This is a genomic window from Desulfosporosinus orientis DSM 765 (genome assembly GCF_000235605.1).
GTDB classification, from domain to species: Bacteria; Bacillota; Desulfitobacteriia; order Desulfitobacteriales; family Desulfitobacteriaceae; genus Desulfosporosinus; species Desulfosporosinus orientis.
On record NC_016584.1, the window covers coordinates 3670381 to 3695850 of the forward strand.

Annotated in this window: 32 protein-coding genes and 1 pseudogene; 5 read left to right on the forward strand and 28 right to left on the reverse strand. The window is 45.0% G+C overall.

Annotated elements, in window-relative coordinates; translation table 11 throughout:
* Positions 1–7: 7 nt before the first annotated feature.
* The gene (locus DESOR_RS17150) at positions 8–538 is read right to left on the reverse strand and encodes a YcxB family protein (protein WP_014185847.1); all 531 of its coding nucleotides are present in this window, start codon (positions 536–538) and stop codon (positions 8–10) included.
* A 126-nt stretch (positions 539–664) separates the two neighbouring features.
* Between DESOR_RS17150 and DESOR_RS30695 the strand changes: the two genes are divergently transcribed.
* Complete coding sequence (locus tag DESOR_RS30695) at positions 665–787, forward strand: hypothetical protein (protein ID WP_014185848.1); 123 nt, start codon at positions 665–667, stop codon at positions 785–787.
* Here the strand turns inward: DESOR_RS30695 and DESOR_RS17155 are convergent.
* On the reverse strand, positions 784–1419 hold the full coding sequence (locus tag DESOR_RS17155) for a GyrI-like domain-containing protein (RefSeq protein WP_014185849.1): 636 nt from the start codon (positions 1417–1419) through the stop codon (positions 784–786). The genes DESOR_RS30695 and DESOR_RS17155 overlap by 4 nt on opposite strands.
* 692 nt (positions 1420–2111) lie before the next feature.
* Between DESOR_RS17155 and DESOR_RS17160 the strand changes: the two genes are divergently transcribed.
* Together DESOR_RS17160 and ilvD are read left to right on the forward strand one after the other, a co-directional pair.
* Positions 2112–2795 (forward strand): FadR/GntR family transcriptional regulator, encoded by a 684-nt coding sequence (locus DESOR_RS17160; protein ID WP_014185850.1) that lies wholly within the window; start codon positions 2112–2114, stop codon positions 2793–2795.
* 74 nt (positions 2796–2869) lie between these two features.
* Positions 2870–4534: a dihydroxy-acid dehydratase gene (gene ilvD, locus DESOR_RS17165; RefSeq protein WP_014185851.1), complete on the forward strand. Its 1665-nt coding sequence runs from the start codon at positions 2870–2872 to the stop codon at positions 4532–4534.
* 74 nt (positions 4535–4608) lie between these two features.
* Here the strand turns inward: ilvD and DESOR_RS17170 are convergent, their stop codons facing one another.
* The gene (locus DESOR_RS17170) at positions 4609–5046 is read right to left on the reverse strand and encodes an N-acetyltransferase (protein ID WP_014185852.1); all 438 of its coding nucleotides are present in this window, start codon (positions 5044–5046) and stop codon (positions 4609–4611) included.
* Positions 5047–5142: 96 nt separating this feature from the next.
* Here DESOR_RS17170 and DESOR_RS17175 point away from each other — a divergent pair, with 96 nt between their 5' ends.
* Positions 5143–5565, forward strand: a complete 423-nt coding sequence (locus tag DESOR_RS17175; protein ID WP_242832544.1) for a multicopper oxidase domain-containing protein — start codon at positions 5143–5145, stop codon at positions 5563–5565.
* A gap of 32 nt (positions 5566–5597) precedes the next feature.
* Here DESOR_RS17175 and DESOR_RS17180 read toward each other — a convergent pair whose 3' ends face one another.
* The 17 genes and pseudogenes from DESOR_RS17180 to DESOR_RS17255 all read right to left on the reverse strand — a co-directional run bounded on the left by DESOR_RS17180 (position 5598) and on the right by DESOR_RS17255 (position 18344).
* Complete coding sequence (locus tag DESOR_RS17180) at positions 5598–5987, reverse strand: TfoX/Sxy family protein (RefSeq protein ID WP_014185854.1); 390 nt, start codon at positions 5985–5987, stop codon at positions 5598–5600.
* A 24-nt stretch (positions 5988–6011) separates the two neighbouring features.
* Positions 6012–6467 carry a peptide deformylase gene (gene def / locus DESOR_RS17185; RefSeq protein ID WP_014185855.1) on the reverse strand — a complete coding sequence of 152 codons (456 nt, stop codon included), beginning with the start codon at positions 6465–6467 and terminating at the stop codon, positions 6012–6014.
* Positions 6468–6704, reverse strand: a complete 237-nt coding sequence (locus DESOR_RS17190) for a helix-turn-helix transcriptional regulator (protein WP_042332425.1) — start codon at positions 6702–6704, stop codon at positions 6468–6470.
* A 216-nt stretch (positions 6705–6920) separates the two neighbouring features.
* Positions 6921–8693, reverse strand: a pseudogene (locus tag DESOR_RS17195) (FAD-dependent oxidoreductase); the annotation flags it as partial.
* A 124-nt stretch (positions 8694–8817) separates the two neighbouring features.
* Positions 8818–8985, reverse strand: coding sequence for a hypothetical protein (locus DESOR_RS29765; RefSeq protein WP_014185858.1), 168 nt, complete (start codon positions 8983–8985; stop codon positions 8818–8820).
* Entirely contained in the window at positions 8978–9178 is a 201-nt protein-coding gene (locus DESOR_RS29770; RefSeq protein ID WP_042331354.1) for a DUF362 domain-containing protein, read from the reverse strand. Before DESOR_RS29770 ends, DESOR_RS29765 begins: the two co-directional genes overlap by 8 nt.
* 54 nt (positions 9179–9232) lie before the next feature.
* Entirely contained in the window at positions 9233–9436 is a 204-nt protein-coding gene (locus DESOR_RS17205; RefSeq protein WP_014185859.1) for an FmdB family zinc ribbon protein, read from the reverse strand.
* Between the two features lie 171 nt (positions 9437–9607).
* A complete protein-coding gene (locus DESOR_RS17210; protein ID WP_014185860.1) occupies positions 9608–11080 on the reverse strand; it encodes a cytochrome c3 family protein in 1473 nt (490 codons plus the stop codon).
* A gap of 2 nt (positions 11081–11082) precedes the next feature.
* Entirely contained in the window at positions 11083–11448 is a 366-nt protein-coding gene (locus DESOR_RS17215) for a hypothetical protein (protein WP_014185861.1), read from the reverse strand.
* Positions 11449–11460: 12 nt separating this feature from the next.
* Complete coding sequence (locus DESOR_RS17220; RefSeq protein ID WP_014185862.1) at positions 11461–12084, reverse strand: cytochrome b N-terminal domain-containing protein; 624 nt, start codon at positions 12082–12084, stop codon at positions 11461–11463.
* Positions 12081–12533, reverse strand: a complete 453-nt coding sequence (locus tag DESOR_RS17225) for a QcrA and Rieske domain-containing protein (protein WP_042331356.1) — start codon at positions 12531–12533, stop codon at positions 12081–12083. Before DESOR_RS17225 ends, DESOR_RS17220 begins: the two co-directional genes overlap by 4 nt.
* A 24-nt stretch (positions 12534–12557) precedes the next feature.
* On the reverse strand, positions 12558–13454 hold the full coding sequence (gene nrfD / locus DESOR_RS17230) for an NrfD/PsrC family molybdoenzyme membrane anchor subunit (RefSeq protein WP_014185864.1): 897 nt from the start codon (positions 13452–13454) through the stop codon (positions 12558–12560).
* A gap of 20 nt (positions 13455–13474) precedes the next feature.
* Positions 13475–14050, reverse strand: coding sequence for a 4Fe-4S dicluster domain-containing protein (locus DESOR_RS17235; protein ID WP_014185865.1), 576 nt, complete (start codon positions 14048–14050; stop codon positions 13475–13477).
* A gap of 31 nt (positions 14051–14081) precedes the next feature.
* The gene (locus DESOR_RS17240; RefSeq protein ID WP_014185866.1) at positions 14082–16295 is read right to left on the reverse strand and encodes a molybdopterin-dependent oxidoreductase; all 2214 of its coding nucleotides are present in this window, start codon (positions 16293–16295) and stop codon (positions 14082–14084) included.
* Positions 16296–16341: 46 nt separating this feature from the next.
* The gene (locus tag DESOR_RS17245; protein ID WP_014185867.1) at positions 16342–16911 is read right to left on the reverse strand and encodes a YeeE/YedE thiosulfate transporter family protein; all 570 of its coding nucleotides are present in this window, start codon (positions 16909–16911) and stop codon (positions 16342–16344) included.
* A gap of 1 nt (position 16912) precedes the next feature.
* On the reverse strand, positions 16913–17443 hold the full coding sequence (locus DESOR_RS17250) for a YeeE/YedE thiosulfate transporter family protein (RefSeq protein ID WP_014185868.1): 531 nt from the start codon (positions 17441–17443) through the stop codon (positions 16913–16915).
* Positions 17433–18344 (reverse strand): hypothetical protein, encoded by a 912-nt coding sequence (locus DESOR_RS17255; RefSeq protein WP_014185869.1) that lies wholly within the window; start codon positions 18342–18344, stop codon positions 17433–17435. Before DESOR_RS17255 ends, DESOR_RS17250 begins: the two co-directional genes overlap by 11 nt.
* Before the next feature lie 264 nt (positions 18345–18608).
* Here DESOR_RS17255 and DESOR_RS17260 point away from each other — a divergent pair, with 264 nt between their 5' ends.
* Complete coding sequence (locus tag DESOR_RS17260) at positions 18609–18824, forward strand: hypothetical protein (protein WP_014185870.1); 216 nt, start codon at positions 18609–18611, stop codon at positions 18822–18824.
* 379 nt (positions 18825–19203) lie between these two features.
* On the opposite strand, the gene DESOR_RS17270 is transcribed toward DESOR_RS17260, so the two are convergent.
* The 8 genes from DESOR_RS17270 to DESOR_RS17305 all read right to left on the reverse strand — a co-directional run bounded on the left by DESOR_RS17270 (position 19204) and on the right by DESOR_RS17305 (position 25470).
* Positions 19204–20058, reverse strand: a complete 855-nt coding sequence (locus tag DESOR_RS17270) for an Mrp/NBP35 family ATP-binding protein (RefSeq protein WP_014185871.1) — start codon at positions 20056–20058, stop codon at positions 19204–19206.
* Positions 20059–20217: 159 nt separating this feature from the next.
* Positions 20218–20586, reverse strand: a complete 369-nt coding sequence (locus DESOR_RS17275; RefSeq protein WP_014185872.1) for a NifB/NifX family molybdenum-iron cluster-binding protein — start codon at positions 20584–20586, stop codon at positions 20218–20220.
* Positions 20587–20635: 49 nt separating this feature from the next.
* Positions 20636–21100: a DUF134 domain-containing protein gene (locus DESOR_RS17280; protein WP_014185873.1), complete on the reverse strand. Its 465-nt coding sequence runs from the start codon at positions 21098–21100 to the stop codon at positions 20636–20638.
* Positions 21101–21323: 223 nt separating this feature from the next.
* Positions 21324–21602, reverse strand: a complete 279-nt coding sequence (locus DESOR_RS17285) for a metal-sensitive transcriptional regulator (RefSeq protein WP_014185874.1) — start codon at positions 21600–21602, stop codon at positions 21324–21326.
* A gap of 37 nt (positions 21603–21639) precedes the next feature.
* A complete protein-coding gene (locus tag DESOR_RS17290; RefSeq protein WP_014185875.1) occupies positions 21640–22221 on the reverse strand; it encodes a lytic transglycosylase domain-containing protein in 582 nt (193 codons plus the stop codon).
* Between the two features lie 58 nt (positions 22222–22279).
* Positions 22280–22894, reverse strand: a complete 615-nt coding sequence (gene coaE / locus DESOR_RS17295; RefSeq protein ID WP_014185876.1) for a dephospho-CoA kinase — start codon at positions 22892–22894, stop codon at positions 22280–22282.
* Between the two features lie 10 nt (positions 22895–22904).
* Positions 22905–23564 carry a sporulation membrane protein YtaF gene (ytaF, locus tag DESOR_RS17300; RefSeq protein WP_014185877.1) on the reverse strand — a complete coding sequence of 220 codons (660 nt, stop codon included), beginning with the start codon at positions 23562–23564 and terminating at the stop codon, positions 22905–22907.
* Between the two features lie 64 nt (positions 23565–23628).
* Positions 23629–25470 carry an ABC-F family ATP-binding cassette domain-containing protein gene (locus DESOR_RS17305; RefSeq protein WP_014185878.1) on the reverse strand — a complete coding sequence of 614 codons (1842 nt, stop codon included), beginning with the start codon at positions 25468–25470 and terminating at the stop codon, positions 23629–23631.

Below are 25470 nucleotides of genomic sequence, written 5' to 3' on the forward strand. Positions count from 1 at the left end.
TCTCTCCTCAGGGGCTAACTGCCAGCCGTTTTTCCTTTAAGAATCCCAAAAGCTCACTTTTTTGGCCTTCATCGGCAAAGATTCTGTAAGGGATAATATGCGCCGAATTTGAACTTACGTAAACAAAAATATGGTTTTTGTCCTCAACGATATCTTCAATACCATTAAAAGGAGTTCTGACTTCGCTTTGCGCACTCTTATCAACAATCCCCTCTTCGGAAACAGACAAATCGTGGGCACCCACAACACTCTGATTTTTTCCGCCGGCCAGCATGGCCGTTATTTTTTTTGTCACTATTTTCTCTAGACGCTTGGGGAAATATACAACCCAGTAGACATAGAGCAGCCCAAAGATGAATATCCAATAAACAAAGGGTATGGATGTAAATTCTTTAAGAAAGAATGGCAGTATCAAAAAGGATAACGAGATAATGTAACGCTGCAGGAAAAAGGTCCGCCGCGTCAGCTTGGAGTAGGTAATATGGAACATATTGAAATCAATTAAGTCCTGTTTATTGAGTTCATAATTAAAATTCATGAAAATTCCCCTTTTCTAAAGCCCTTCAGGATTTGATTTACCAACATTTACATGTTTTTGACCCCCCAAAAAGCTTTTATCCTATCGTATAAGTTGAGAGTTAATTCTAAAGGCAGGAGGAGGAATATGGCAATATCAGGTAGACTATCCGATTTGAAACTATTAATAGCACTGTTTGGGAATGCCACCATTAAAGAGATTGTCCAATTTAAAGAATTAAACACAATCAATAATCCTAAAGTTGCTTAATCAGACGAAAGACTATTCTCCACCTTAAAACGAAGAACCGTTTTCAGTTTATCAGGCTGTGTTCTGCGTGGGTCTGAGAGATAAATTTCCCTGTGAATTTTCGTTTTTCGCCTGAAATTATGTTTTCTGCAATAGTCTTCCATTAAAGAAAAGCTCTTAAACTCTTCATCGTAAGGACCGATATGCAGCATCTGAAGGCAAAGCCCTTCTTCTAATTGACCAAATCTCACCCTATCAAGGAAAGGGTGAGGTTTTTTTTCTTTTACACCAGCGAGAACATCCTGGGCTAATCTCTCAGTTACAAAATCAGGCTGCCTTATCATGATCGTGTATTTAAAATCGTCTTTATCCAATGTTTCCTTAACTTTGGCCTCTTCTACTAAATCCCAGATACCTTCAAGGGGAAAGACTGAAAACTCATAATACCCCTCGGGAGTAATTCCTTTTTTAGGCATCATCTTGACAGAATAAGCTAAAGAATATAGCAACCCCACTTGCTCAGAAAAACTCTCAGAACTAGGATCTCCTTTTCCCTCCATCATAAAAAAATTAAAGGCAGGCACCGTCACCAACACCGGCTTGTTCTTAGGCAAATAGAGTTCCTTGTCAGCTTTTTTCCACTCGTATTTCATCCCCTAACCCCCTGTCCATCAATATCCCACTCATTATATATCATCTCCAATCCACCTGCTATAGTCTGCCCGGATTCAGCCTTCTTCCCCACAGCATAGTAACTCCCTTTCCTCAACTACACTGAAAAAGACACAAAAGTATCATCAAAAGAACCCGTAGACCCCAAAGCCAGGGCAGCTTCGTCCATAGGAGTGAACCCATTTCATGGAGAGGCGGTAAAGCATACAAGCCGGCGCGGGGTTGCGGAACCATGGTTCACTCCATGTATTACCCGGAGGTTTGGTACGAAAGTGTCCGGTGGACATTTTCGCCGAAGCGGCTATCTCCAAAGAATACTTATCCGCTGAAGGAAGCTCCCGCGCTGGCGAGTAGGCGAGCCTCGGAATGCTGCGGTGACGAAGACACTGTCTTCGCACGAATTAGCTTTTCTTGCAGGATGTGGCGAAACTGCCCGACCCGGGAACCACTGTCTTCTCTTCCCTGCTGGTGCCGCTTTTAGCAGCGGAATTGGAAGTTTATCCAGGAAAAAGCCTTAAGACAACAGACATCTTTCTTGTAATACGATGTCTTCTAGCATATAATTAGTAAAAACTTGGCTGCAACCGGAACATTTTGTCCCGTCACTGTCAGCCGTCCGGCCCAGGCAGCTGCCGCAGCCCGGGCAGCAAAACAACTCTGGGGAGGGAAACCCATGCATAAAGGGAGTTTGGCCGAAAATACAGCAGACAATATTCTGGCCCTTATTACAATCGATAAAAAATACCAAGCCGGTGATAAGCTTCCTAACGAAAACGTGCTCTCTGCCGATTTACAAGTCAGCCGCACAACCCTCCGTGAAGCCATACGCATTTTGGTGGCGCATAATATCCTGGAAATACGACGGGGAAAAGGAACCTTTGTTAAAGATAAGCAGGAGTTCAATGAAGAGTTTGATCTCAAAGAACTCTCCACCTTGCAGCTGGATGTTAAGGATTTATATGAAATGCGTTTGATTTTCGAACCTCAGTCGGCCTACTATGCTGCTAAACGAGCAACTGACAAAGAACTTGAACGGATTCTCTATTACGGCCGGCTGGAAGAAGAACAAATCCTCCACAACGAGGATCGAACTGAAGCCGAACAAGCCTTTCACAAGTCCATTGCCAAAGCTACCCACAACGAGTTTATGAACAGGCTTATGCCCATCCTTTACAAAGCCATTGACAAAGGCGTTCTTTTGTCCGAGTCTAATGAAGAACTGGTTCAAAACACCCTCCATGACCACAGGATGATTATGGAATTTTTAGAAAATCGCGATGCCGAAGGCGCGAAAACTGCCATGAAACTCCATATTATCCATGCCATGCGGGGTTTTGGCATTACGGAAGAAGTATAACTTCGCCATGGACATTAGACATCAGACAATGTATAATAAATTATACAACTACAAGTAGAAAGGGTGTTTGCCAAGTGAATAGTGATACTGTAACCAAAACATCACCCCATCGCGCCTTATTTCATGCTTTAGGACTGACCAACGAGGAAATCGCGAGACCTATAATAGGCATCGTTAACTCTCAGAATGATATTGTACCCGGACATATGAATCTTGACAAAATCGTCGAAGCGGTAAAGCTTGGAGTTGCCATGGCCGGCGGAACTCCCCTGGTTTTTCCGGCTATCGCTGTCTGTGACGGACTGGCTATGGGCCATCAGGGAATGAAATATTCTCTCGTCACCCGGGAGCTTATCGCCGATTCTACGGAAGCTATGGCCCTGGCTCATGCCTTTGATGCCCTGGTCATGATACCCAACTGTGATAAAAACGTTCCCGGTTTATTAATGGCCGCAGCCAGGCTGAACATTCCCACGATTTTTGTCAGCGGCGGCCCCATGCTTGCCGGAATCGTGGACGGGAAAAAAGTCAGCTTTTCCAGTGTCTCGGAAGCCGTCAGCGAATTCCAAAGCGGTAAAATAACTGAGGAAAAGCTCCTGGAATATGAGAACAAAACCTGCCCCACCTGCGGTTCTTGTTCAGGCATGTTCACCGCCAACAGCATGAACTGCCTCACGGAAGTTTTGGGTATGGGTCTACGGGGCAACGGCACGGTTCCGGCAGTTTACTCGGAGCGCATCCAGCTTGCCAAGCGAGCGGGAATGCAGATTATGGAACTCCTTAAGCGTAACATCCTTCCCCGGGATATTATGTCTGAGGACGCCTTTAAAAATGCCTTAACCTTAGACATGGCCTTAGGCTGCAGCACCAACAGCATGCTGCATCTCCCGGCTATTGCCCACGAATGCGGCATTGAATTGGATCTTGATATCGCTAATGAAATCAGTGATAAGACCCCCAATCTTTGCCACCTGGCTCCTACGGGCAACCATTTTATTGAAGAACTCCATGAAGCCGGCGGAATCTACGCCGTTATGAATGAAATTAATAAACTGGGACTGCTTAAGACGGATTTAATCACCTGTACCGGCAAAACCGTTGGGGAAAACATTGCCGGCTGTGTCAATAAAAATCCCGATGTCATCCGGCCTGCAGAAAATCCCTACAGCAAAACCGGCGGCATTGCCGTCCTGAAAGGGAACCTGGCCCCTGATTCCTGCGTTGTCAAACGTGCAGCCGTTGCTCCGGAAATGCTGAAACATCAAGGGCCTGCCCGGATTTTTGACTGTGAAGAAGACGCCATGGATGCCATTACTTCCGGAAAAATCAAAGCGGGAGACGTCCTGGTTATCCGATACGAAGGGCCTAAAGGCGGACCGGGAATGAGAGAAATGCTCAATCCTACCTCAGCCATTATGGGCCACGGCCTTGGCGAAAGCGTCGCCCTGATAACCGACGGCCGCTTCAGCGGCGCAACCAGAGGGGCAGCCATCGGCCACGTTTCCCCCGAAGCAGCCGTCGGCGGAAACATCGCCTTGATTGAAGAAGGGGACATTATCCAAATCGATATTATGGCCAATAAAATTGATTTTGTCATCAGCGATGAAGAATTATCCCGGCGCAAAGCTCAATGGACGCCGAGAAAACCGCGCATTACCAGCGGTTACCTCTCCCGTTACGCCGACATGGTCACCTCGGGAAACAGAGGCGCCATTCTGGAAATTCCTAAACGCTCCTAAAAGCCACAACAAAAAAAGCATCCGGCAAGACCTCAGTATTGCCGGATGCTTTTCCTTTGCTTCCCTTTTCCTTGTTAAAACCGGTTCTTTTCCCAAACCATATTGATAACAACTTCTCCCGTTACTTCCTGAATCTCGGTATCGGAATATGTAAAGCCATTTTTGAGGTAAAACTTTTGGGCCTTTAGATTTTTCTCGTAGACACCTACCTGAAGGGTTTCCTCATCCTTTTTGACCTGGTTCATCAAAGTGGTGCCTATTCCCCTACCTTGCTGTGCAGGGGCAATAAAAAGCCCGCCGATATAATTTCCTTGTTTAGCTATAAAACCGCACAAAGAGCCGTGTTCCTCTGCCACCCATGTTTCTGACTGAGGCAGGTACTTGTTTCTTACTTCATCCCTATGGGCTTCCCACATTTCCGCAGAAATAAAGGAGTGGGCAATGACACTGGCCTTGTACCATATATCCACCAGTTCCTCCGTATCCGACACCTGGAATTTCCTTATTAACATACATCCTCCCTAATCTTACCTAAAAACAAGTTTTCTTTTCTTGATTCTTATTCACTCGCATATAAGTATAAAAAGCAGGAGTGGATATTGTCCGAAATGGAGTTAAGCACTTTGAACTCATTGCCGAAAACGTACAGCGAGAAATATTACCGGGCTTATATATTTACTGTTGGGGATATAACGGATGTGCCTGGTCCAACCATCGCCGTTTTTCCTGGTGACAACATTCAAATAAGGGTCAACAACAGACTTGCTGAAGACACCAGCGTTCATTGGCACGGATTAGATATTCCGAATAGCATGGACGGCGTGCCGGAAATAGAACCATCTCCAAGGATTAAGCCAGGTCAATACTTTGATTATAGATTCAAAATTTCGAATCCGCCGGGTACTCATATCTACCATTCTATACAGCGAGGCAGGATTGCACCCGGGGTTTATGATATCGATCCATTGTCAATGGATTTCAATTTTTTCACAATGAATGGCCGCTGCACTGTCATATCCCCCATCATATGACGAACAATTTTGCCAAAACCATCGGCGGAATGTTAACAACCATTGTCTATAAACGATAACGATGCTTTTTTCTTCTTCTTTTTCTTAGGCGGGTTATTCTTCGAAACTAATAAAGCTTTCCACACCCAATCCGCCAATTGCTCCCTGTCTTCCATAATATCCACCGGCACTTCATAATAGGACATGACCATGGGTTTATGGGCAAAGGGCCGGAAAGCCTCTGTACCGGCTTTTTCATAGTCAGAGCGATTAGAGTCGTCAACTTTAAAATACAAGACGTCATCGGCCAGCAGGCCAAAGATTAAACCGTCGTAATAAAGACCGGCACCGCCGAACATCTTCTTCACTTTAATGAAGCCCATCTGGTCCAGCAGACCCAACTGATCCAGAACATAATCCTTAAAGCTTTCACTTACCGCCATCCTTATCCCCCATACAACTGCATACTATTTCTTCTTTAAATATTCCGTCACCATATCTGTAAAAAGGATGCCGTTTAAGTGGTCTATCTCATGACAAAAACACTTGGCTAAGTCCCCCGTTCCTGTCAGCCGGATTTCTTCGCCCTTTTCATTGAGGGCCTTAATGGTCACTTTTGCAGGCCGCATCAGCTTACCGTAAACATTGGGAATACTCAGGCATCCCTCGACAACCTCCTGCTGCCCTTCCGTCTCAACAATGACCGGATTCACTAATTTAATCAGACCATCCCCCATATCGATGACAACTAGCCTCTTTAATATGCCAACCTGAGGAGCAGCTAAGCCTGCCCCGTTGTCAGCATACATGGTTTCAGCCATATCATCCAGGAGTTGTTTAATCTTATCATTGATCTCTGTTACTTCTTTGCTTATCTTTCTCAACACTTCGTCGTCGGAAAGAACAATATTTCTTAAAGCCATTTAAACCATTCCTTTGCTAAGTTGTGCTCTTGATTTCCGTTCACTTACTTCAAAGAGAAAAATATCTTCGATCATGCAATTAAAGACTTTAGAAATGTCGTAGGCCAGCCAAATAGACGGCTCATACTTTTCCGTTTCAATAGCGTTAATTGCCTGTCGTGAAACACCTACTAAGTCTCCCAATTGCTCCTGCGTAATGCCCAAGGATTCACGGAGCTGTTTCAGCCGGTTTTTGATTATGATCACCTCTGTAATGTTAACCTTACATTACTATAGTCCATTAATCCCTTTTATGTCAAGCTTACCTTACTCAGGGCTTGCTGATTAGCGATTTGGGATATGCGGGGGAAGACTGCCATCTGAGGATAATAAAAGCATGTTCCAGTGGCCCAGCTCGGGGCCATATTGGAACATGCTTCGCATAAGTTCGTTTTTAAGTCTGGGCTATTCGGAACATATCCCGCAATTACTGTGACTTTTCTTATAATCACTGATCTCTTTCTCCGTCTTCCCTTTCACAACCTGGGTATCTGGGTCAATGGTGACATTTTCCGATGTCTTAACCGGAACAACACAGGGCGGCTTCACAGGAGACATCAGGCAGGAACTATAACCGCCGGTAATATTTTTGACCTTATAGCCATGTTGAGTGAGGATTCTGGAAGCCACATAGCCTCTCAAACCAATTTGGCAGTATTCAATAATTTCCTTATCGGGGTCTAGTTCTCCCAACCTGGCCCGCAGACTATCCACCGGGATGTTAAGGGCTCCTTCAATATGGCCGTTATTAAACTCCGTTTCCGTGCGCACATCAACCAGCACCGAATTGCTGCGGTCATAGTTCACAAACTCCTCGACAGAGAGAATATCCACCCGGCCTGCCAAAACATTCTCTGCCACAAAGCCAGCCACATTGACAGGATCTTTAGCCGATGAATAAGGCGGTGCGTAGCTAAGCTCCAGCTCCGCCAGGTCTGACACCGTTCCGCCAAAGCGAATGGCCGTGGCAATAACATCAATTCTCTTATCAACGCCATCTTTGCCGATGCCCTGGGCACCCAGAACTTTACCCGAAGGAGCAAAGATCAGTTTTAAAGTCATCATAAAGCCGCCCGGATAATAGGAGGCATGAGAGCCCAAATGAACCGTAATGGTTTCATAAGGAATTTCCAGGCGCCTTAATGTCCGTTCGTTATTGCCGGTACAAGCGGCGGTAAGGCCAAAGACTTTAATAATAGATGTGCCTTGAGTTCCATTATAGGAACTCCCTACCCCAGCGATATTGTCTGCAGCGATCCGGCCTTGTTTGTTGGCAGGTCCGGCCAGGGGAATGGTGGTAGCCTGCTCATTGACAAAATCAACGACTTCGATAGCATCCCCTACGGCATAAACATCCTGTGCACTCGTTTCCATGTGCTCATTGACAATAATATGTCCCCTGCCCCCCAGCTTAAGGCCGCTGTCTTTCAAAAAGGCTGTATCCGGCACAACCCCAATGGCTAAGATGACCAGATCGGCTGTCAATTGTGTGCCACTGTTGAGATTCACCTCAACCCCATTTTCTTGGTCCCTAAAGAATTTAACCCCATCATTTAAAATCAGTTTTACCCCATGCTCGGAGAGTTCCTTTTCTGCAGCACTGACAATATCGGAATCGAAGGGTGCCAAAAGATGGGGAGCGGCTTCCACTAAAGTAACCTTAAGCCCTCGATGGTTCAGGTTCTCAGCCATTTCTACGCCCACAAAGCCCCCGCCAATAACCACTGCACTTTTAGTTGCCTTGCTGTCAACATAGGCTTTAATCCGATCCGTATCCGGTATATTTCTTAAGGTCAAAATTTTCTCACTGTGAATTCCTTCTATGGGAGGCTTCATAGCTTTAGCCCCGGGAGCAAGGACCAGGTAGTCATAGCTTTCTTCGTAATTTCCTTTATCTTTGCTTTGGACCTGCACTACCTTTCTGACAGGGTCCAAACCGATGACTTCACTGCGGATTCTCACATCAATATTAAAGCGCGCCTCCATACTTTCGGGAGTTTGGACCAAGAGTTTTTCACGTTCCTGGATAGTTCCCCCAATATAGTAAGGCAGCCCGCAGTTGGCAAAAGAGATGTACTCATCTCTTTCAAACATAATAATTTCTGCAGTTTCGTCAAGTCTTCTCATTCTTGCGGCTGCAGAAGCTCCCCCGGCGACCCCGCCGACAATCAATACTTTTCTACCCATCGTCAATCCTCCGTTTCATTTCCTTCGCAGTCCTAAATCTTATCTAAGTCTTAACTTAAGTGTTAGACTTAGTATTAACCTTTGTCCTAATATTTTATCTACATCTATAAATTTCTTTTGCAACTCAAGGTTTCTTCAACTTTAGCAAAATTCGCAGCCGCTCCCGTTCTTCTTCCAGCTCTTCCCGTTCCGCCACCATCTTAGGCTGAACAGAATGATAAGGCCAGCGAGCTTTTAAATCAGCCAACTTTCTCTCCACATCCGACAGCTGAGACATCAAATCCTTATCCATTTTTCTTCCTCTCCTCCTCAGCCTTGAAGGTAATCGCCCCATGCATGCAAGATTCCATACACGCTTCACATTCAATGCAAATTGCCGGATCAACAACGGGAAGATGAGCGATCAACGAGATGGCCCGGACAGGACAGGCATTGATACACCGTTTGCAGCCCCGGCAGAGCTTTTCTAAAATAAAGGCAGCCATTGTTTAACTCCTCTCTTCTCTGAGAAACCACCGGTTTCTTCTCTAACAACCTGCTCAGCCAAAGCGTTGAGAAGTTTGGGGCGGAACTCCTGAATTGCCTTTATCTCCACTTGAACCTAAGACGTTGACTGCTGTAAACCGCTGTTTGATTTTCTCACTCCCGCATTTTGGGCAGCGCTGTTCATCTTTTTGACGAATAGAACAAAACACAGAAAATTTGTGCTGACAAGCTTGGCACACCAAATCGTAACTTGGCATTTAAGAACCTCCTCATCATCTCTTGCAATAATCCCGGTATACCCCGGTAAGGTATTTATACCTTTAATATATTCGTCTCGCTTCTATTTGTCAACCCAAACCAATTCATCTTTCTGAAATAAAAAGTTCAAGAACATAACATTCTTGAACTTTAGCCACCTTTGTAGATTTCTAAGGATTTTCCGCTGTACGATTATGACATTTATGACAGGAATCCGCACTTTGATCACCCGGGTCCTGTTCACAATCACTGCCCTTGACTAAAGGGGTCCTGAACGTCTTGCCAGTAATTCGGCTGTAAAGGTTCCACTGGCTTCCTTCATGGCGTAAGTAAGGCAGCTCCTCGCCCTTGGTCGTGACAAGGATTTCATCCCCTCTTGTTAAGGTTGGATAGTTGGGATTTGAGACTTGTTTTTGAGTTAGGAGTGCCAATTCTTCAGAAGTCTCCATCTTTTTGGTCAAAGGAGGATTTTCCTTGGTACCATGACAATCCTGGCATTGAATGTGGACGGCGTCATACTGAGAAGTATATAGCTCACCATCTCCCATGGTATCCAGCCTTGTATGGCAATCAAGGCAGTCTAAACTAACTTCGCAGCGGGCAAAGACCTCGCCAGGCAAGTAATAATCTCTCACCCGGTCCTTCCAGGTTAAATCTCCTGCCTGCCAATCCCGATTAACATTGTCGATGTCTGCTCGGACTGTAAATTCCATTTTGAGAGGATCATGAGTCCCTTGGTTATGACACTGATTGCATTGAGTGTAAGGTATTTGGGTTGTCAATCGATGGATCATTCCATGGCCGCCGGCATTATCCTTGATGGTCGTATCATTGCCTACATAGGTATGGGTTGGATTGGTCAGCACATGACAGGCCTCGCACCCGTTGCCTAAAAAGGTGCCCTGTGCAGAATCGAGGTGCTTATCTGCCGTTAATAGTAATTCTCCCCCGCTTTGATGACATTGACTTAGACAATTCTCCTGGAAAATCCCTTCATTAGCCCGGCCTGGCAATGGATTGGGATAATCCATTGCTTTTTCGCCTTTCTGAAGTCCGGGAACCTGATTTGTTTTGTCAATCCCAAAGATTTTGCGCACGACACTCAATTCTCCGGCTTTCGTAGACATGATTGAGAATTTTACAGTATCTGCCTGATTATCCACTAAATCATGATTGCCGCTATGACAGGCTGCCCCATTAGGACCAGTCCCCCCGCAACTTAAGGATACCGCATCTAAAGAACCCGGATGCCAGCTGCCGTACATTTGTCCGTGAGCTGTATCTTTATCTAAGGAAAGCGGGTTCCCGCCATGGCAAACGGCACAGCCAAAGCTGTCACTGGGATGAGACTCCGAAATTTCTTCTATTCCTAAGTGACAGGTCTGGCAGCGCTCAACCTCTCCATTGGGAAGTACCAAATTCTCAATCTCTGGTTTCCTATTCTGAAAACTGAGAATCTCCCCTTGAATCTTCTTCTGTTCATTAACATCACTGGTTAAACCAAGCTCCAACTGCAGCCTGGAAATCTGATCCTTAAAATACTCCTCTTGATAATAAGTCCATTCCGGTGTATTGCCCTGTTTCAGGTTAAGCAGGACCATTAATAATAAAAATAAACTGGCTAATAAAAATGCTTTTTTCATTTCTATATCCACCAAAATTCTTTGACGATAAAACAAACTAAGAGAAAACTGACAAAACTAACAATAGCCGCGAAAATTCCTTGCCCCCACTTCACCCCTAAATAACGAACTATCCAGGGCAGCCCCCCAATTCCCGCAAACAGGATAATGGGTATCAGCAAAGCCCCTGCCCAAGGCGGCAAATATAAGAGCATCACTTGAAAGGGTCCAAAAATCCAGGGTGCAACGGCATGTGAGACATAAGGAGCTTGATTGCTGGTTCCGACACTTGGAGGAAAAAACAAAGCTAGGGCTAAACAAAAGGCCAAGAATACTATCCCAGCGATTTTTTCCCTTTCTAACAGCTGCTTAATCGATACACGCGGCATATTAATTCCCCCTTATAACGGACGTACTCCTCCGTCACGGCGCACACGCCAGAAATGATAGAGCTGTAACAGGAAAGCTGCCATGGGCAGGGCGACACAATGCCAAACATAGACCACCAGCGTGCTTCCGCTTAAAGCCGAGGGTTCTCCGAAAACCATCTGGGCCAGCCCATCTCCCAAAAAAGGGATTAATCTCAAAATATTAACGGCAACCGTTGCCGCCGCCCCGCTCTCTTGAGATCCCATCAACAAATATCCCGTAAAATCCAAAAACAAAATCAGAATCAGGAGGGCTGCCCCAATCAACCAATTCAATTCCTTGGGAGGCTTATAAGAACGGGTCCAAACCACTCTCAGCATATGAAGGTTGACGGTTACAACCATCAGCTGCCCCGCCCAGTAATGCAAATTCCTAATAACTCCGCCATAAGGAATGACGGATGAAATGGTTAAAATGCTGCCGAAACTTTGCTCTCCCGGTTGATAATGAAACATAAGCAAGAGCCCGGTTATGCCAAGAACTATAAAGGCCAGGAAGGTTAAGCCGCCCAGACAAAAAGTATAAAAAATTCTTAGAGCTCCCTCGCTGACAAATCTTGGCCGAATATGATTAACAAAATCTTGAGTATCTTTCATGCTCGAGTATCCATTCCTACTTGTTTTGAAGTATTGATGAGCAGAGAACCATTGGGCTTAAGGTCAACGGCTACTCTTGCTAAAGCCCTAGGAGCCGGCCCGGAAACAGGCCTGCCTTCTTCATCATAAACACTGGCATGACAAGGACAAATCCACTCTTTCTTATCGGCATGATAGTTTACTTCACAGCCAAGATGAGTGCAGGTAGCAACCATTGCCATAACCCCCAAAGCATCTCTCTTAACCCAAACTCGAGCAGCGGCGGCGCTCTGCCAGCCGCTGTTTTCCGCTAGAGGAGAGTTATAGATCACTAATGGCGATTTCAGGCGATCCTCTTTACTTGAGAGATAGCGCATAAGGGGCTGAACGGTTAAGACTGCCGAAGCAATAATCCCAGCCCATCCTAAACGCAGTACGGCACGTCTCGTCCATAAAGATTGTTTCGGCATTCGCAAATCCATCCTCAATCATGATTAAAACCAGTGACTTGTTTGCCCGGCATAAGTGATGATATACCTGACAAAGAATCCTCCAAAGAGGACTAAAAAACTGCTGCTCATAGTGATCTGCCAAGTCCACTTTACAGGAATTAAGTCCTTCAGTTCCATTAACTCCAAGAGCAAAGGAATGATCAAACCACAGCCAACAATCAAAAACCAAAATATCCAAGCATAAGGGCCAAACAAAAGACTGTTGACAGCCGAGATTTCACTGACAGAGCTTAATCTTGCCATTACAACTATTATCAGTATAATCAAACATTCCAGGATAATCAAACCCGCATCCGCCTTGGTTAAGACATGTAATTCCTGATGCATGGCCCTCTCCCAGGGACTGAGGGTTGAGACGAGAATTACGGCAGCAACTCCAGTGGACAGAGCAGAAACCAAAAACAGGATGGGCAGTAAAGGTGCATTCCAGAGCGGACGTACTGCCGCATTGAGAAGAAGACCTGTGTAGGTAGCCACGGCAATTGATAGAAAAGGCATTAATTTAGCGATATGCCTTTGCCATTGTCTTAGTTTTTCCGTCTTGCCCAGGATCTGCCATCTTTCAGGAAGCCATAGGTAAAAATAGAAACAGCTGATGATTGTAAAGCAAAGTATAATCCAGCTTCCATAAGACATGGGAGAAGTTAATTCTAAGGTTAAAAATAACTGATAAAAGTTAAACGGACTGCCTAAATCAAGGACCAACAGCCCTAATCCCAAGGAAATGGGAAATGGGGCTAAATAGGCTCCCCAGCGGCTGACTCTGCTAAAGTCCTGCCCTCCGTAGAGAAGGGCCAGATTCGACGTTAACATTGCTCCGGCACTTACGCCTGCAGTAAAGAGATAAATGACAATCATTAATCCCCAAGCTAATTCCATATAGTCCACCTCCTCGGCATTTATTTCCCTGCGGGGATTTCAGGAACAGCCTCATCAATATAGTAAATATTCGGCCCTGTCCCAACATTTTTGAGGATCTGTCTCGTGGGATATCGGGCAATTAGTTTCGAGACAATGCTGTCGGGATCATTAAGATCCCCAGCATGCCGGGACTTTCCGAGACAGGTCTGGACACAAGCCGGCTTATGCCCTTCAGCCAGACGTTGTAAACATAACGTGCACTTGTCCGCCTTACCCGTTTCAGGATTTAAAAAACGTGCATCATAAGGACAGGCCGTCAGGCAATACTTACAGCCAATGCATTTATTATTCTCAACGATAACGATTCCATCCGGTCTTTTTTGAGAAGCTCCTGTTGGGCAAACCGCCACACAAGGCGGTTTATCACAGTGCATACAGTTGCCGGGCTGAAATCTCTCTGCCACCTTCGGGAACTGCCCCTGAACGCCGCTGCTTTTCACCCAATTGCGGGTATGGCCCAGCGGTACTTCATTTTCTGAGCGACAGGCCACCATGCAAGCGTCGCAATCGATACAACGAGACGTAATGATGACAAATCCCATGCGAACAGCCATTTCTTTTCCCCCCTTACGCCTTCGGCATTAATCATGCTTTGCTCACGGTTACAAAGGTTTCACTCAAAGCCGAACTGCCGGAAATCGGATCCGTGACAGTTTTGTGCAAGGCTGAATCACTGGCTCCTAAGGAGTAAGCTGCTTTTAACCCTTTGCTAACATGTCCGAATCCACCTACCATGAAAATACAATCCGGACGAATTCCTTCCGTGACATAAGCTTTGATGCTGACCTTGCCGACCTCACTCTCCAAAACCACTTCATCATTGCTCTTTACGCCTATTTTTGCGGCAACGGAAGTATGCAGCCAAGCTCGATTTTCAGGAAAGACTTCTAATAACCATCGGTTATTCTGAGTGAACATCTGAGTATGCTGGGCGGTCTTGCCGGTTAAGAGATAATAATGATCCTTGTCCGGCCGCGGCGGCTCACTCCAGGTTGGCACCGCCTTCTTACCCATTTGAGCCATAATACTTGACGAAATTTCTATCTTTCCGCTGCTGGTTTGAAACTCAAAGTCTTTTGAGTGGTCTACCCTGAAATTTTCCACCTCATAATGACCTGCCTGCTGTAATTCCTCTAAAGTCACTGGAAAGGCCTCAAGTTGTTTCCTTAAGAGATCCTTTTCATCTTGATAGGGCAAAAATTCTCCCAGGCCCAATTTATCTGCCAGTTCCTTATAAATCATTAAGCTGCTTTTAGTTTCATAGAGAGGTTCAATCACCGGCTGGCGAATAAACAGCTTATTTTTGATGGGAATCAAGCCATCAAACCGCTCCAGATAAGATGATTCAGGCAATATGACATCGGCATAATAAGCTGTATCACTGGCTTGAATATCAATAACTCCTACAAAATCCAGTTTCATCAGAGCATTGATGGTTTTTTGACGTTCTGGAATTGAGAGCACAGGATTCTGCCTGGAAATCAGCCAGCCCTTAGCTTCATAAGGCTTGCCTGTCAAAATGTTGTCCCGCATGGTCTGAATTACGCCATAGGCTAAAGGAACCATGGGATATTGCCAGGGAACGCCGTCTAAACGTATTCCTTGGGCAGCAGGAAAAGGCGGGTGAGATAGAACACCAAGCTTGACTGTGTTTAATTCCTGATCCGGAATAAGGCCCCCGGGTTGCGCCCAGTTGCCAATGAGAACATTGAGTACGGCAATAGCCCGCTCGTTTTGGAAAGAATTTACGAAATTGGAAGTTCGCCAATTTGGATGTGCTATAGCTGCCGGTGCTGCTGCAGCAAATTCCCGGGCGATCCGCTCTATGGTTTCCGCGGGGATCTCACACTTTTTCTCAGCCCATTCCGGCGTGTACTCTTGGACCTCGGCAGCAAGATCCTCAAAACCTTGACTGTATTTATTGACAAACTCAGGATTGTACAGTTTTTCTTTAATTATCACATGAATCATGGCCAGAAAGAATGCCAAATCTGTTCCCGGCCGAACCGGCAGCCACTCTGTAGCTTTGGAAGCTGTCTTGCTGAATCTGGGGTCCAACACGACAACCTTAACTCCTTTGGCCACCATTTCGATCATTTCTTGGGTTTCACTATTGGATATTCCTTCTGCCAGATTACGGCCGGTAAAGATCATATACTTACAATTTGAATAATCCGTACCCGGCTGAGGAACGCCATAGGTGTATAAAAAACCCGTTGTCATGGCGTTAAAGCATAAACTTCTCTGAGTTCCGTAATTAGGTGTTCCATAGGCTTTAAGCAGAATTTCAAAAAAGGGCTGTGACAGATTATCTGTAGAATTGAACATCATCGCCTTAGCGCCGTATTTCTCTTTGATTTTCGTCATTTGTTCCGCAGTGTAGTTTAAGGCCTCATCCCAAGAGGCTCTGCGCCATAGGCCGCTGCCTCTTGCTCCGGCCCGAATGAGGGGAAATTTGATACGATCCGGGCTGTACAATGTCTCAATCCCGGCATTACCCCGGGGACATAATCTCCCTGAGTTGTTAGGATGATTCGGATTGCCTTCCAGCATCTTAACTACACCATTTTCGACCTTTGCAATAACTCCGCACCGCCAAACGCACTGTTCGCAAATCGTTGTTACATACTTAACACCCTTAGCCAAATCAGAGTTATGCAGAGAGCTATTTTGGGCCAGATTAGAACCCGGCCGAAGCAGCCCAGCTCCCACGGCAGCGCCCAAAGCAGCAGTTGCGGCAGTGCCCTTGATGAACTGTCGGCGGCTAAACAATTGATCCCAAGTATAGACTTTTGACAAATTGCCCCCTCCTTTCCAAATAATCATGTTCCTTTGCAGAAATAATTTACACCTCAGTTGAACCGCTTAATTCTTTTTTCTTAGAGCTTTCGGCAATTTTCGAGGCTACATAAAAGACGAGGGTACACAGGACAAAGAGAGCGACAAAAAGCCAGTGGTTAACTTGTAAGAGATCTTCCAGGGTTTTTTGACCAAAATCCCCAATCTTGGATATTTTTAAAAATAAGGATTGATAAGAGAGTCCAAACAGAACTCCGCCGGTTAGAAATCCCAAAAGTCCAGGTATCAAATAATCCATATTTCCCTGACCACAACCTGTGATCAAAGTGCCTGGTCATGTGCCCGCCAGAGCCATTCCTACTCCAAAAAGCAAACCGCCGAAGAGGTTTCCTACTATATAAGTAGAAGAAACCTGATCCATTTGAAGAAAGCCCAGGTCTTTCAGCGCATAAATTCCTACAAGCCCCACGGAAATACCGGTCATCATAAACTTCATTACCGTGTTATCTTTAAAACGGAATTGATTGACAATTTTATGATAGTGTCCTAAACCCGCCTTCTGCAGAGCAAGGGAAAAGAAGAAGCCAATAACTATGGGAACCACATAAGTCATCATCTTAATACCCCCTCCCGTACAATAATTTTGTGGTAATAATTCCGGAGACAAATAGCCCTGCGATAAAGATCAGGCCTGCTGGTGAAAGCTGCATAGTCCCGGATATTGCCAAGCCGCTGGTACAGCCTCCGGCAATACCTGCAGCAAACTCAATAATCATCCCACCAATAAAGATCATCAGCCAGCGTTTTAACTTGCTTGGCCCAAAGGTTTGTGTCCACTGCTGATCCGGCATCATCCTGATTTTAAAATCTTTGGACCAGAGACTTGACGTCAAAGCTCCCAGAATCATGCCCACAAACAAGAGAATTTGAAAGCTGAGTACCGGGGGCATTTGATATTTAAAGTACATAAGATTTGCCCAGCTACTGCCAAAGACATTTAAAAGTATGCTGTCGATATTCTCTAAACCGCCGGATGAGCCAATGGTTTTTCCTACTAAAGCATAGGATCCTACGGCCGTGATTCCTAACATAACACCTGCCGACCAGGGAGACCATGTTTTTTCCTTCATAACCTTATTAAAGCCCATGATTCTGTTCACTCCTCTCATTCCTCATTAGGTCCTTTAAGGAAGACAAGGACTTAAGTTCATGATCATCCAATTCAAGCAGTTGGTTAAACACCTGATCAGGCAAGTTTGAAACCGCTTGCAAAACCTTTGCTCCATGTTCCCCTTCAATTATTTTTTTAAGAGAAAGGACTGTTTTAATATCTCCCTCCAACAATTGAGTAAAGACTTCTTGTACTTCAGGCGGCAGCGTTTTAAAAGGTACTTTTTTCGTTCTGCCAAGGATCAATGCCCAAGGCCATAATCCTTTTTTCCATCTCCAGATCAAAACAGCCAATACTAAAAGCATAAACACATTAATAATACCTATGGCCCAAGCTAACCAAGGCATTGCTTCATTAGCGTTAAAATCAATCACATCATAGTTAGGATTTGCACTGTTTGGTACCTGCATTGCTGCGTCTGAAACAGTGATGCTTCCTCCGCCGGAAGTTTCATTATTTCCTGTTTTTGAATCCGTCGAATTTCCATCTGCACTATTTGCGGGATTAGTCGTTACTGTCCCGCCATATTTTGCAACTCTGGCTGCAGTATCTGCAGGATGACAGGACGCACAGCTTTGATCTGCTTGTTCTAATGGTTTTAAGACCATACCGACATGAGCTTTCTCTTTATCATTCTCTGTTGCTACCCCCAGATGACAGGCTTGACAAAAATCTGCAAAGGCATGCTGAGTATGCCAGTCACCTTTTTGTGATACAGGATCTTCCCCCTTAATCTCATGGCAGGTTTTACATGAAGTCGTTGATGCACCACAAGCAGCCTCAGTTACTTGAGGTGTGGAAAACCAAAAAGACCCTGTAAGCACAATACCAAATACCCCAAAAATCAAGACTAATAAAGTCCTTTTAAATGTTTTCACCCTTGCCCCTCACCTCACACTATAATTTCAGTTACAAAGACCTATTTTAGTGCCATCACCTCCACAAAGAGTTCATATCATCACCCCCTCCCCATGGGGGGGTGATGATTATTGATTATAGAATACAATGAAAACTCGTAACGGTCAATACATTCTTGTCCCATAACGAGTTCATCTTTCTAAATATTTGGGTCAAAAATACGACACCAAAATTCAAGGGAATTGTATTATAATAGCTTCATCGACGGTAAAGGAGCGAATGAAATGGAAAATTTATCAGCATTAAATAAGGAAGATCTTAAGAAACGTCTTCAACGATACCTTGATGAGCTGGAAGAATTAGAAGAAGAAAGAAGTTTTGTCTTGAAACAAACAGGACTGCATCTCCCCGGACATACTGTAAAAAAATACGAGGCTGAAATTCAGGCATTGAAGGAGTCCATTGAGAGGGTGAGAGGTGAAATTAATCTGCGGAAATGACATTACCCCGTGGACCCGAAAGCCAGGGCAGCTTCGTCCACAGGAGCGATCCCATTGCATGGAGAGGCGGTAAACGCCCACTAGCGGCTGCCGCGAGGGGGCGAGCCTCGGAATGCTGCTGTACCACGAAGACACTGTCTTCGCACGGATTATGCCTTCGTGCAGACACTGTCTTCGCACGAATAAGCTTTTCTTGCAGGATGTGGCGAAGCTGCCCGACCTGGAAACACTCTCTTTTCATCATCTGCTGGTGCTGCGCTGGCGGCATGGTGGTCTACTCTAACATATTTCTAACACGGCACCATCAGAGAATAAAAAGGAGTTGTCAACAACTGAAATCAGCTGTTACAACTCCTTAGACATTATATAAAGCTTCTATTTAGGCTAAATTCTTGTCACTGCTTTTGGAAATCTGTTCTGCCAGGTTTCGGGCTATTTGATCGAAGTTTTCGGATTTGTAATCTTCAATCTTGCCTGCATCAGACAAAGTGGATAACTCAGGATCAAGGGGAAGTGCTCCTAAGAACGGAACAGAGGTACGTTTTGCCTCTTCTTCGCCTTGGGGTGCGCCGAAAACTTCAATTTTCTTACTGCAATCCGGGCATTGAACATAAGCCATATTTTCTATCAATCCATAGATAGGAGGCTCGTAGTTGCGAACCATTTTAATGGCTTTACGAACGACCATATTGGCTAACGCTTGCGGACTTGTTACCATTACAACCCCATTAATAGGCAAGGACTGGAAGAGTGTAATAGCTACATCCCCGGTACCGGGAGGCATATCAATCAATAAATAATCCAGCTCTCCCCAAATTACATCCTTCCAAAACTGAGTTACTACTTGAGTAATCAGAGGTCCACGTAAAATAACCGGATCATCTTCGTTCTCAATCATAAGATTAAGTGACATGATTTTAATCCCGCCGCGGCTGGTTGGGGCAATAATGCCGCCTTGACTGGCGCCGGCTCGTTCTTTAATTCCGAAAATCTTCGGAATGCTCGGACCGGTTATGTCAGAGTCTAAAATACCTACTTTAAATCCTTGGCGCATCAAACTAACAGCCAACATACTGGTAACGGAAGATTTACCCACGCCTCCCTTACCACTCATGACGGCAATGACTTTTTTAACGTTGCTGGCCTTTTGAGCCTTTGTTAATTGGGGCGCACTTGAACAACTTTCTGTGTTGCAAGAACCAGCTGCAGCACAGCTACTACATGATTCGCTCACCTTACTGCCTCCCATTCTAAAATTAGTAAACTTCTCTTTCATGGATGAGTAACCAAATTTTATCTTACTCCCCAAATTCTTTATTTGTCAAGGTTTGTCCATACTTAGCATACTCATAATTCCGAGGTGGTACTTTGTCAATTATTGCCGTATGCTTAATTAGTGGTGGTGATGGCCATCGCCATGATCGTGAGCACAAACCGCTCCGGTACTGACAATTTTTCCTAAGGCATATTGACTGGCAACATCAGCTACTTTTCCTGAAGCACCTGACACCACTTCCAGTCCTACCGCTTTGAGGCCATTAATCATACCCCCGCCAATACCGCCGCAAACTAAAACCTCAACACCCTTGTTTTTGAACATATTGGCCAGTCCTTCATGTTGATGCTGCAGTCCTGTAGAACTAAGCAATTCAACAAAGCGAGCTTGATTTCCATCGATTTCAAAGACGGTAAATCCGGCTGCACGACCGAAATGCGGATCTAAGTCTTCACCATTAGTGGGGATTGCGATTTTCTTTGACATGATAATACCTCCTAATCTAATTGTTCTTACTCAGTAACATAATGTGAGCTTAAGAGTCGCCGGCTCGAATGTGACTACTGCTGCAGACATGCTTGCTGCCATGACCGACTCTCATCTTCTTCATGCCTCCACACTCTGGGCATGCTATTTCATAACCATGTTTTCCCCCTAAGGCACATGGTTCTGCTTCCCAGACATGTCCACATTCAACACATTCAAACACTCGATTTTTCATTAAATAGTGACCACCTCGAATGATGATAGGTCGTCCTTCTACTAATGCAGAAGCAATCTTTGACCTAGCGGCGCCTAAAATTCGCTGAAACGTAGCTCTGGAAACCCCCATGGACGCAGCACAGTCGGCTTGATCCAAACCCACTTGGTCTTTCAGCCGAATGGCTTCTAGTTCCTCCAGCTTGATGATGACTTCTTCTAAACAGGATTGGCCAAGCGGGATAAACGTCTGACAGACTATGGCATCGTCAATTAGACCACAACAACGCTGCCTCGGCATTCTATCAGCTCCTTTTGGGCATATGCTCATTTCAAGTATAACGAAAGTCATTCCATAAAGCAATTAAAACTTAGAACAAATGAGAATTTTTCACAGTTTATTATCTCACAGCTGACTACTGTTATCCATTAAGCTTTCAAGACAATTGAGAAAACAAAGGAAGCATCGCTTAACAACATAAGTTATCTGCGGTGCTCCCCTTTTGGACCTTTCCCTCTGAAGGTTATTGATTCATTTTCATCAGCGTTTCAATGGCGTTATTTAAAACCTCTTGCCTGTCTTCTCCAGAGTCAATAGCCTCAAGAAGACAGGAACTGGCATAACGCTGGGCAATTATCACCGACGTCTTATGCACGGCAGAACGAATAGCCACAAGCTGCAGTAAGATCTCTTCACAGCTCTTATCTTCCTCGATCATGCGCTCAACGCCGGCTATGTGTCCGCGCACGGTCTTTAGCCTCGTTAATATTTTTTGTACTTCTTCAGGATTGACGTCTTTCAAAAGGCTACATTCCTTTCTTAATCGTTCTCAGATTAGCTTACGAACGGTATAGTTTGATATATTTCTGATAACTAGCTATGACACGCGCTACATAATCACGTGTTTCCTTAAAAGGAATATCTTGCAGGCGAATATTTTCGGGGTCTATTTGCCCTGATTTAATCCACTCCTGCACATGTCCGCTGCCGCCATTATAGGCTGCGATGACCAAGGCCAGATTATTTGCAAACATTTTTTGGAGACTGGCAAGATACCAGGTTCCGTATTGAATGTTTTTCTCAGGTATCAGCAAATCGTCATCCTGATAATTTTTATCGCCGATACTTTCGGCAATGGACTTTGCTGTACTGGGCATCAGCTGCATTAATCCTTTAGCACCTTTATGGGATTCTGATTGAGGAAGAAACTTGCTTTCTTCCCGAATGACAGCAAGAACAAATAACGGATCTACTCCATACTGAGCAGCATATTTCTCAACAATAGCCCGATGCGGATAAGGATAAATGATTTTCTGCAAATCGGATAGTTGCCATATACTATAACTCACTAGGATGGATAAAACAATAAAAACGCCTAATTTTCGTCCAAATGTCCAACGATTCGATTTCCTTTTAACCATCCCATCTCCTCTTTCAGGAAAGGTACTTTTCTTTAGTCTATTTTCCTAGTGCCCTTAATTATGTATGAATCGTCAGCTGCTTATGTAGAAATATATCCCACAAATTTATCAGCTGGTTTAAAGTTTGATCCTCACTCCCTGAATTATCGATAACAACATCCGCTCTCAAGCGTTTTTCATCTAAGGATTCCTGGGCAGCCAGGCGGGCCTCAACCTCTTCACGGCTAAGCTTGTCCCGGACAAGAACACGAGATATTTGCACATCCCGCGGTACCCAAACTACCCATACTTCATCAACAAACTTGTCAAAACCCGCTTCAAAAAGTAAAGGTACATCCCAAATACAAACTTCTGCACCGGCCTCGTTAAGAGCATTTTGTTCTTCTTTCATAGATTCAATCACACGTGGGTGTACGATACGCTCTAAACGCTTTCGTGCATCATCATCTTTAAAGACCTGTTTCCCTAATTTCGAACGATCAATGTGTCCGTCATGCTCTAAAATATCTAAGCCGAACTCTTCAGCAAGCTTGGATATGGTCACAGGATCTAACTGCAGCAAGCGATGCACTGTTTTATCGGCGTCCAGAACTGGGACCCCCTGCTTAACAAACCAGCGAGCCACCGTGGATTTTCCGCTTCCGATTCCGCCAGTCAAGCCAATATTTAACATCCTTATCACCTCAGATCAATTTTCCCAATCCAATCAATACTAACACGGCTCCAGGTAAGTACTCTGCTTTATCAATCCAATTGGCCGGTATCTTACCAGCCATTTGCTGGCCCAAACGCAGCATGATAATTTGGGTCAAAGCAACAATGCCAATAACGGATAAAGTCATCCCAGCCATGGCAGCCCCTATGCCGCCGGCAAAAGCATCCACAGCAAGAGCGCATCCTAATAAGATACTTTCTTTCAGGCTGATAACCCCTGAACCATCCACATCAGCAATATCCGGGGTCTTAAGCACCTGAATGACTAAACCAAAAAAACGTAATTGAAAGCGGAATACAGGCTCTAAGACCAGATTGGGTGGCGCTGCTGCCATGGCCGGTACTGCTTCCGGCAAAGATTTCTCATTGCGGTTCCAGAGAACTTTCCCTAATTGAAATAGCCCCAAGGCAAGCAATATTGAAGCCCCCAAAATGCGTGCAGGAATCAACTTTAACCATATTGTCACCCATCCTCCGAAGAGCATAGATATCCCCATTGCTAAGACTGTACACATCGAAATAGCAATCAGTGAATTAATAGGTATACGTATGCGCCGTAACCCATACGCCAATCCCACACCAAAACCATCCAAACTTAAAGCGACTGCCATAAGTATCGCTACTCCCATAATATGTATCCCTCCATCTTGCGACTTCAGGATAATATATGGGTTTCATCCCTAATTGGTGAAATCAATCATTTCCAGCAATCCATTCTTCTAAAGCCAGGTCTCGTCGTTTCTTAATCTCTTCACACTCTTCATGAAGCTTCATTGCCAGTTCATAATTAGTATTGACCTGAGAAAGCTCAGCCTCCAGAGCCTCAAGGGCATTTTCCAATTCCTCAATCTCTGCTTCCAGCTGTTTCATCCTTTTCTTTTCCCGAGCCAATTGCCGGCTTTCCTGCTGATCAGAACTGCTTTGCTTAACAGTTTGCTCTAAAGGAGAAACGCTCATTTCTTCTTGCTGCTTATATTCCTTAAACCCAGTGTAATCTCCTTCGAAGAGCAGCAAACCCTCAGGGGTTAACTCAGCAATCTTAGTGACAACTTTATCTAGAAAATAGCGGTCATGAGAAACCGCCAGCACAGTTCCGTCATATTCCTGCAAAGCTTCTTCCAAGAGTCCGCGAGTTTCGGCATCTAAGTGGTTGGTAGGCTCATCCAGGAGGAGCAAATTTCCTTGTTCCAGAAAAAGCTTACATAAAGCTAAACGACTTTTTTCTCCCCCGCTTAAAACAGAAATCTGTTTAAAAACCTCCTCTTTTCTAAACCCATAACGGGCTAAGAGATTGCGGATTTCCGGGTCCTTCAACTTAGAAACATTGCGAATTTCATCCATCACGGTTCCCGAAGTACCTAAGTCCTCATGTTCCTGGGAATAATAAGCAATTTTCACATTAGCTCCTAAGCGAATCCTCCCCTGATAAGGAGCCTGTTCTAGAATTGCTTTAAGGAGAGTTGTTTTTCCGATTCCATTTTTGCCCAATAGAGCAACTCTATCTCCCCGTCTCAAATCTAATTGAACATTGGCAAAAAGAGTTCGCGTGCCAAAACTTATAGCCAGATCCTCAAGTGCCAGGACTCGGTTCCCGCTTCGTCCTCCGCTTCCCATGGAAATAGACATTCCCCGGTCTGCCTTGCTCACCTGAATGGGTTTCAGCTTCTGAAGCTGGCTTTCCCGTCCCCGGGCTTGCTTAGAATTAACGCCTGCCTTATTCCTGCGTACATACTCCTCAAGTTTTGCTATTTTTTTAGCTAACCGCTCAGCTTCCCGAGCGGTAGTTTTAGCTTCAATAGCCCTTAGCAACTCGTATTCAGAATAATTTCCGGTATACCCTTTTATCTCACCATTTTCTAAACAGAAAACTCGGGATACCGTACGATCCAAGAAATACCGGTCATGAGAAACAATTAACAGCGCACCGGAATAATCGCGCAAGTAACCTTCAAGCCATTCAATGGCGGCAATATCCAAATGATTGGTTGGTTCATCCAAAATTAACAGTTCAGGTCCTCGGAGCAAAAGCTTACACAAAGCCAAGCGAGTCTTTTGGCCTCCGCTCAGTCTGGCAACCTGGCTGTTCATCTCCCCTTCAAGTCCTAAACCTGCCAGAATTCTCCGTACTAAAGCTTCTAAGGCATACCCGCCCTGGCGTTCAAAAGCTTCGGTCAAAGCCGCGTATTGCTCCATCACCTTATCACCGGTCGCGGAGGCCATTTTACCTTCCAGCTCACGCAGTTGTTCCTGCATTTGCAATAAATCAGCCCGTTCCTGAATGACACACTCAAAAACATTCCCTTCATCCTCGACAATGGGAGTTTGGGGCAGATAGCCACAGGTACCAAAAATTTGAGCCTCTCCGCTTTCCAGACGCACATCACCTAAACAAGCTCTAAGCAAGGTTGTTTTACCCGCTCCATTGGGACCCACTAAGGCAGCTTTTTCTCCCTTTTCCAACGCCAAACTAACTTGCCGAAAAAGAGGTTCACCGGATATATCAACGCCGCAATTTCGGCAAACTAAAATACTCAT